7 protein-coding genes are annotated in these 7,191 nt (G+C 75.6%); 4 read left to right on the top strand and 3 right to left on the bottom strand.

All coding sequences use genetic code 11. The annotated features are described in order from the left end of the window. Positions 1 to 103: 103 nt before the first annotated feature. Together ACH4B3_RS22790 and ACH4B3_RS22785 are read right to left on the bottom strand one after the other, a co-directional pair. The gene (locus ACH4B3_RS22790) at positions 104 to 622 is read right to left on the bottom strand and encodes a DUF5709 domain-containing protein (RefSeq protein ID WP_398465410.1); all 519 of its coding nucleotides are present in this window, start codon (positions 620 to 622) and stop codon (positions 104 to 106) included. Positions 623 to 742: 120 nt separating this feature from the next. Further along, a complete protein-coding gene (locus ACH4B3_RS22785) occupies positions 743 to 1,414 on the bottom strand; it encodes a TetR/AcrR family transcriptional regulator (RefSeq protein WP_398465408.1) in 672 nt (223 codons plus the stop codon). Between the two features lie 129 nt (positions 1,415 to 1,543). Between ACH4B3_RS22785 and ACH4B3_RS22780 the strand changes: the two genes are divergently transcribed. The 4 genes from ACH4B3_RS22780 to ACH4B3_RS22765 all read left to right on the top strand — a co-directional run bounded on the left by ACH4B3_RS22780 (position 1,544) and on the right by ACH4B3_RS22765 (position 6,360). Next, entirely contained in the window at positions 1,544 to 2,422 is an 879-nt protein-coding gene (locus ACH4B3_RS22780; RefSeq protein ID WP_398465406.1) for a metal-dependent hydrolase, read from the top strand. A 27-nt stretch (positions 2,423 to 2,449) separates the two neighbouring features. Next, entirely contained in the window at positions 2,450 to 3,589 is a 1,140-nt protein-coding gene (locus ACH4B3_RS22775; RefSeq protein ID WP_398465404.1) for a PDR/VanB family oxidoreductase, read from the top strand. Positions 3,590 to 3,679: 90 nt separating this feature from the next. Further along, on the top strand, positions 3,680 to 4,555 hold the full coding sequence (locus tag ACH4B3_RS22770) for a M24 family metallopeptidase (protein WP_398465402.1): 876 nt from the start codon (positions 3,680 to 3,682) through the stop codon (positions 4,553 to 4,555). Continuing rightward, entirely contained in the window at positions 4,555 to 6,360 is a 1,806-nt protein-coding gene (locus tag ACH4B3_RS22765; RefSeq protein WP_398465400.1) for an SDR family oxidoreductase, read from the top strand. Before ACH4B3_RS22770 ends, ACH4B3_RS22765 begins: the two co-directional genes overlap by 1 nt. A 90-nt stretch (positions 6,361 to 6,450) precedes the next feature. On the opposite strand, the gene ACH4B3_RS22760 is transcribed toward ACH4B3_RS22765, so the two are convergent. Next, the coding region (locus tag ACH4B3_RS22760; protein ID WP_398465398.1) for a putative PEP-binding protein at positions 6,451 to 7,191 on the bottom strand (741 nt) is incomplete at its 5' end.

Genomic DNA, 7,191 nt, shown 5'->3' with positions numbered 1-7,191 from the left:
GGCGGGGGGGCGCCCCCCCCCGGGGGGGGCGGGGGGGGGGGGGGGGGGGCGCCCGGGGGGGGGGGGGCCCCGCCCCCCCGGGCCCCCCCCCCACGGCCCGCGGTCACCGCCGGCCGCCCTCGTCGCCGGCCCGACCGGTCGGGGGCTCCTCGGGGTCCGGCACCACATGGACGGCGGCCTCCTCCGCCCCGGCGGCGCCGCCGTCGATCCCCACGTCGGTGGCGAGACCGTCCTGGACGGCGTCGCCGCGCGCGCCGCGTTCCCGGGCGACCAGCCGCCCGGCCCGCTCCTCGCCGGCTTCGGCGTCGATCGGCTCCCCGGCTCCGCCGGGCAGGTCCCCCACCCCGTCGCCCTCGTCCGCCGTGGTGTCCGGGACCTCCTGGGCGAGCCGCTGGTCCAGCGTCTCCCCCTCCCGTTGCTCCGCCGCGGTGGTTCCCCGCTTGCCGACGCCCAGCGGCTTCTCGGGCGGTGACCACCCCTCGTCGAGCCGCTCGTCGTAGCCGCGTTCGTCCAGGGTGTCCTGCGGGTCCAGCGGGCTCGCGTCCTCCTGCTCCTCGTTGGTTCCGGTGGGCTGGTAGACGTCGTCGGCCATGCCGTCGCCGGCCGTTCCGTCACCGCTCATCTCGTCCTCCGTTCCGCGAGGTGCTCCGTCGGTCACGGTGGCGCACCGCGACCGCCGGGCCACGGTGCGCCCCCTGCCCATGGTGCGCCTTCCGCCCGGCATCCGCCCGGTGCCGCCCCCTCAGCCCGCCGACGGCGGCGGTTCCGCCTCCCCGGGTCTGCGGTGGATGCGGCGGACGACCTGCTCCCACTGCTCGTCGTCGTCGAGCGCCGCCCTGGCCAGCTGGTAGAAGCTGCGCTCGCACAGGTCGATCAGCTCCGGCCGGGTCAGCGTCGGCTCGTCGAGCCAGGCCAGCACGACCTCCTCCATGTACGCCAGCCATCCGGTGATCGCGAGGGACATCGCCGGGGTGATCCGCACACCCACGCCGCTGACGGCCCCGGTGATCCAGTCCCCGAGGGTGGCGCGTGAGGAGCTGTGCAGGGAGCGGACGTCGGCCCCCCGGTTGAGACGGGTGACGGCCTGGTAGATCGTCGGGTACCGGGCGACGTACTCGACGAAGGTGCCCGCCCCCGCTCGCAGCTGCTCCGCCGGGCTGAGCGCCGGGTCGGGGCGCACATGGGCGAGGAGTTCCTCGGCGGCCGCCTCCAGCACGGCGTGCCGGAACTTGCGCTGCGACCCGAAGTAGTGGAAGAGGAGTCCGGGTGAGACGCCCGCTTCGCCGGCGACCGCTTCGACCGAGATGTCGTCGATCGCCCGCACCTCCAGCACCCGCCGCGCGGCGGCGAGGATCTGGGAGCGGCGGTCGGTGGGCGGCATCCGCGTGGCGCGGGAGGCGGAGTTTCGGGCCATGACTCCCATCCTATTGACACGAACTCAATAACTCCTACTGTTGAGTAAACCTCAATAAGGCGGAACCGCCCCCTCCACGACGGTCCCCAGTCCGCCTCCCGCATCCCCTCGCCGTGACCGAGGAGCCCCATGAGCACTGCCGAAGAGCACGACAACCTGGTGCTGCACGCCCGTGACGTCCAGTTCGACTGGAACCGGCTGCCGCTGCACTGGATCCCCGGCGAGCCGATGGCGACCCACGTCATCAACGTCCTCCACCTGCTCCTCCCGGAGGGCGAACGGTGGTTCGTCCGCACCTTCCAGGAGGCGCTGCCGCTCATCACCGACGACGAGCTGCGCGAGCGGGTCCTGGGCTTCACCGGGCAGGAGGCCGTGCACGCCGAAGCCCACCAGGGCGTGCTGGACCACATGCTCGTCAAGGGCCTGGACCCGCGCCCGTACGTCCGGCAGGTGGAGTACATATTCGGCCGGGTGCTGGGCGAGCGCCCCGGTCTGCCGCCGCAGCGGGCCCGCGAGCACCTCGTCGAACGGGTCGCCATCATCGCCGGGATCGAGCACTTCACCGCCTTCCTCGGGGACTGGGTCCTCAACGCCGGCGCCCTGGACCGGGCCGGCACCGATCCGACCATGCTCGACCTGCTCCGGTGGCACGGTGCCGAGGAGGTCGAGCACCGCAGCGTCGCCTACGACCTGCTGCGCCACCTCGACCCCGGCTATCTGCGCCGGGTCCGGACCATGGCGATCGCCGGGCCGGTGCTCTTCCACCTGTGGGTCCGCGGGGTGCGCTTCCTGGTCGCGGCCGACCCGGAGCTGGCCCCGGGCACCCGGCCCACCTGGCGGGGGTACACCGCCGCGAGCCGGCGCGGACTGCTGCCCAGGCCCGGCAAGGCGGCCCGCTCCGCGGTGCGCTACTTCAGCCGCCGCTACCACCCCAGCCAGGAGGGTTCGACCCGGCAGGCCGTCGCCTACCTCGGTTCCTCCCCGGCGGCGCGCGCCGCCGCCCACTGATCCAGCCGCCAGCCAAGGACCGCCGCCATGAGCCGCCACCGCACCGCCGAGCCCGCTCCCCCGCCCGGCGCCGGCACCGCCCCGGACCTCCCGGACGCCGCCCCGCCCGACCTGTACGGCAGACAGCGCGGGGACCGCTACCTGCGCTTCCTCTCCCGGTTCAGCTCGCTGTACCTCCCGGTCGTCACCCGGCCCGGCCGGCCCCGGCAGGCCCCGCCGCGGACCGCGCCACCGGAACTCCTCGTCGCCGAACGCCGGACCGTCGCCGAGGACGTGGTGTCGCTGCGGCTGACCGCGCCGGACGGCGCCGCACTGCCGCGCTGGCAGCCCGGTGCCCACATCGATCTGCTGCTGCCGTCGGGCCGCAGACGGCAGTACTCGCTGTGCGGCGACCCGGCCGACCGGTCCGCCTACCGGATCGCGGTGCGGCGCATCCCCGGCGGCGGCGGTGGCTCGGCCGAGGTGCACGAGACCCTGCGGACCGGATCCCGGATCACCGTGGCCGGGCCGCGCAACGCCTTCCCGTTCGCCGCCGAACCGGCCGTGCTGCTGATCGCCGGAGGGATCGGCATCACCCCGGTCCTGCCGATGGCCCGGGAAGCCGCCCGCAGCGGACTGGACTGGCGGCTCGTGCACTGCGGCCGGACCCGGTCCTCGCTCCCGTTCGGCGAGGAGCTGCGCGCACTCGCCGACCGCCACCCGGGCCGGGTGGAGATCCGCACCGATGACACCGACGGCGTCCCCGACGCGGCCGCGCTGCTGGGCCGGGCGGCCGCCGGTGCGGCCGTGTACTGCTGCGGCCCGGCCCCCATGCTCGACGCCGTCCGCGCCGCGTTCGGCGCGAGCGGGGCCGCCGCGCTCCACTTCGAGCGGTTCACCGCCGCGCCGGTGACCGGCGGCCGCCCCTTCGAGCTGGCCCTCCGCCGCAGTGGCACCGTACTGTCCGTACCGGCCGACCGGACCGCCCTGGACGTGCTGCGCGATCGGGACCCGGCCACCGCGTACTCCTGCCGGCAGGGTTTCTGCGGCGTCTGCACCGTGCGGGTGACCGCCGGCACCGTGGAGCACCGCGACGGCCGGCTCACCGAGCGGGAGAAGGCGGCCGGGCTGATGCGGGTGTGCGTCTCCCGCGCCCCCGAGGGCGAACGCCTGGAACTGGACCTCTGACCGCCCGGCGGCCCACGCGCCCCCCGTGGCCCCCGGCCGACCCCGAACCCGCCACCACCCGGCACCCGGACGACCCCGAAGGCGAATTCCATGAGCACCGATGTGTCCCGGCGGAAAGCGCGTCGCGCCTCCTCCGCCCTCCCCGCGTTTCCGTTCGACGAGCACGACCTGGACCGCTTCCGGGACCTGCAGCAGCTCGCGTACCGCTGCGCCGAGCGGGTGGCCGCCCGGCTGGAGCCGGGCGTCACCGAGCGGCAGGCCGCGGCCCGGCTCCGCCACGAGCTGGTGGCCGAGGGGGTCGAGGACTTCTTCCACATCCCGTTCGCCTGGTTCGGCGACCGCACCGCCTTCCGGCACTTCCGCACGCCGCTGCAGTTCTTCGCCGGCAACCGCCGGCTGGAGGAGGGCATGTGCTACGTGCTGGACTGCGCGCCGGTGGTCGACGGCTACACCGCGGACATCGGCTACGCGGGCAAGGTCGGCGACAACCCGATCTGGGACAAGATGGCCGGCGAACTGCTGGAGTACCGGGCGCTGATCCTGGACCAGGTGCGGCAGCGCAAGCCGCTCGACGAGGTGTACGCGGCCGTGGACGCGCTGATCGCCCGTCACGGGTACGACAACCGGCACAAGGTCTACCCGGGCCGGGTCATCGGCCACCAGGTGACCCGGACGACCGCCCGCGGCCCCGCCGGCGTCAACGTCTTCGGCTTCGGCGTGCGCACCCTGCAGACCCTGGGCCGGGAGCTGATCAGCGAGCGGCTGCACGGCCGGTCCCCGCTGTGGGCCGACGGCCGGTCCTCCAGGCACGCCCCCACACCCGGTCTGTGGGCGGTGGAGCCGCACATCGGATTCCGCGACGTGGGGCTGAAGTTCGAGGAGCTGCTGGTGGTCACCGAGGACGACGCCTACTGGCTCGACGACGACCTGCCGCACGTCCGCCGGGTGGAGCGGGGCGACGTCTGATGGCCCCCGCACCCAGCGCGGCGAGCACCGCCACCGACCGCCCCGCCGGGACGCGCCACCGCACCGTGGTGTCGGCCGGCGTGCGCCTGGCCGTGTACGAACAGGGCGACCCGGCGCACCCCACCGTGCTGCTCGTGCACGGCTACCCCGACACCCACCGCGTCTGGGACGACGTCGCCGCGGCCCTCACCGCGGACCACCACGTCGTCCGCTACGACGTGCGCGGCGCCGGTGCGTCGCAGCGGCCGGCCCGGCGCCGCGACTACCGCCTGGAGCAGCTCGCCCGCGACCTGTTCGCGGTCATCGCCGCCGTCAGCCCCGGCCGCCCGGTCCACCTGGTCGCCCACGACTGGGGGTCCATCCAGTCCTGGGAGGCGGTCACCCACCCCGACGCACCGGGCCGGATCGCCTCCTACACCTCCCTCTCCGGCCCGTGTCTGGACCACATGGGCCACTGGATCCGCCACCGCCTGACCCACCCCACGCCCCGGCACCTGGCGCAGCTGGCCGCCCAGGCGGCGCACTCCTGGTACATCGCGGCGTTCCACCTCCCCGGGCTCGCCCCGGCCGCCTGGCGGCTGGGCCTCGCCGGCCGCTGGGAGACGGTGCTCCGCCTCGCCGAGGGGGTGCGGCCGCGGCCCGGCCACCCGCAGCCCACCCTGGCCCGGGACGCGGTGCGCGGCATCCAGCTGTACCGGGCCAACATGCTGCCGCGGCTGCTGCGCCCGTCCTCCCGGCCCACCCTGCTGCCGGTGCAGCTCATCCGGCTGACCAAGGACCACTACGTCTCCCCCGCCCTCGCCGAAGGGCTCGAAGAGTGGGCCCCGCACCTGTGGCGGCGCACCGTACCCGCCACCCACTGGTCGGCGCTGCTGGAGAAAGGAACGACCGTGGCACGCATGATCCGCGAATTCACCGGCCACCAGGAGGGGGCGCCCGCCGCGCCCGCGCTCGACCGCGCGCGGACCCGTCTGCCGGCCCGCGGCCGGGCGCCGTTCACCGGCCGGCTGGCCGTCGTCACCGGGGCGGGCAGCGGCATCGGCCGGGCGACCGCGCTGGCCTTCGCCGAGCAGGGCGCCGACATCGCCGTCTGCGACCTCGACCTGGAAGCGGCGGAGCGCACCGCCGAGCTCGCCGGTCTGCTCGGCGCGAAGGCGCACGCCTACCGGGTCGACGTCTCCGACGGCGCGGCCGTGGACGCGTTCGCCGCCCGGGTCGCGGCGGACCACGGCGTCCCCGACATCGTGGTGAACAACGCCGGGATCGGCCACTCCGGCACCTTCCTGGAGACCACCGAGGCGGAGTGGCAGCGGGTCCTGGACGTCAACCTGTGGGGGGTGATCCACGGCTGCCGGGCGTTCGGCACGCTGCTGGCCGAGCGCGGCGAGGGCGGCCACATCGTCAACGTCGCCTCGGCCGCCGCCTACCTGCCGTCCCGGATGCTGGCCGCCTACGCCACCAGCAAGGCCGCCGTCCTCATGCTCTCCGAGTGCCTGCGGGCCGAGGTGGCCTCCGCCGGCATCGGCGTGACCGCCATCTGCCCGGGCATCGTCAACACCAACATCACCCGGACCGCGACCTTCTCCGGGCTCGACGCCGCCGCGCAGGCCGAGAGGCGGCAGCGGTTCTCGGGGATGTACGCCCGGCGCAACTTCCCGCCCGAGAAGGTCGCCGAGCAGATCCTGCGCGCGGTGCGGAAGGACCGCGCCGTCGTCCCGGTCACCCTGGAGGCGAAGGCGGCCCGGCTGATCGGCCGGGTCTCCCCCGGGCTGCTGCGCGCGGCGGCCCGCTTCGACATCGGCTGACGCCACGGCCCGGCTGACGCCACGGCCCGGCGGCCACCGGAGGTTCCGGTGGCCGCCGGGCCGTCGACGACCGTCGTCACCCGCTCCGGGTCATTCGCCGGAGAGGACGGCTTGGGCGGCGGTGCGGGCTTCGTCGGCGGTGTCGGTGGCGCGGGCGGCGGTGGCGGCGCGTTGGCACTGGGCGAGGGTGTGTTGGGCGAGGGTGGCGCGGACGTAGGGGATGGCGGTGGCGCTCATGGACAGGCTGGTGACGCCCAGGCCGGTCAGGACGCAGGCCAGCAGCGGGTCGGCGGCGGCCTCTCCGCACACCCCGCAGCTCTTGCCGGTGGTGCGGGCGGCGTCGGCGGCGGTGGCGACGAGGTCCAGCAGGGCGGGTTGCCAGGGGTCCTGGAGCCGGGAGACCGCGCCGACCTGCCGGTCGGCGGCGAAGGTGTACTGGGCCAGGTCGTTGGTGCCCAGGGAGAGGAACTCCACCTCCTGGAGCACCGCGCGGGCGCGCAGCGCGGCGGAGGGGATCTCCACCATGGCGCCCGCCTTGGCCGGCAGGCCCGCTGCCCGGCAGGCGGCGGCGAACGCGGCGGCATCGGCCCGGTCGGCGACCATCGGCGCCATCACCTCCAGGTGCACCGGCAGGCCCTCGGCGGCCCGCGCGAGCGCGGTGAGCTGGGTGTGCAGCACCTGGGGGTGGTCCAGCAGGGCCCGCAGGCCCCGGACCCCCAGGGCCGGGTTGGGCTCGTCGGCGGGGGTGAGGAAGTCCAGCGGCTTGTCCGCCCCGGCGTCCAGCACCCGCACCACCACCCGGCCCCCGGGGAACGCCTCCAGCACCTCCCG

It is taken from the genome of Streptomyces sp. NPDC018031, assembly GCF_044327625.1.
In the GTDB taxonomy this organism is placed as follows: domain Bacteria; phylum Actinomycetota; class Actinomycetes; order Streptomycetales; family Streptomycetaceae; genus Streptomyces.
Note: the sequence above shows the minus strand (reverse complement) of the source record. Positions and strands in the feature narration are given on the sequence as shown.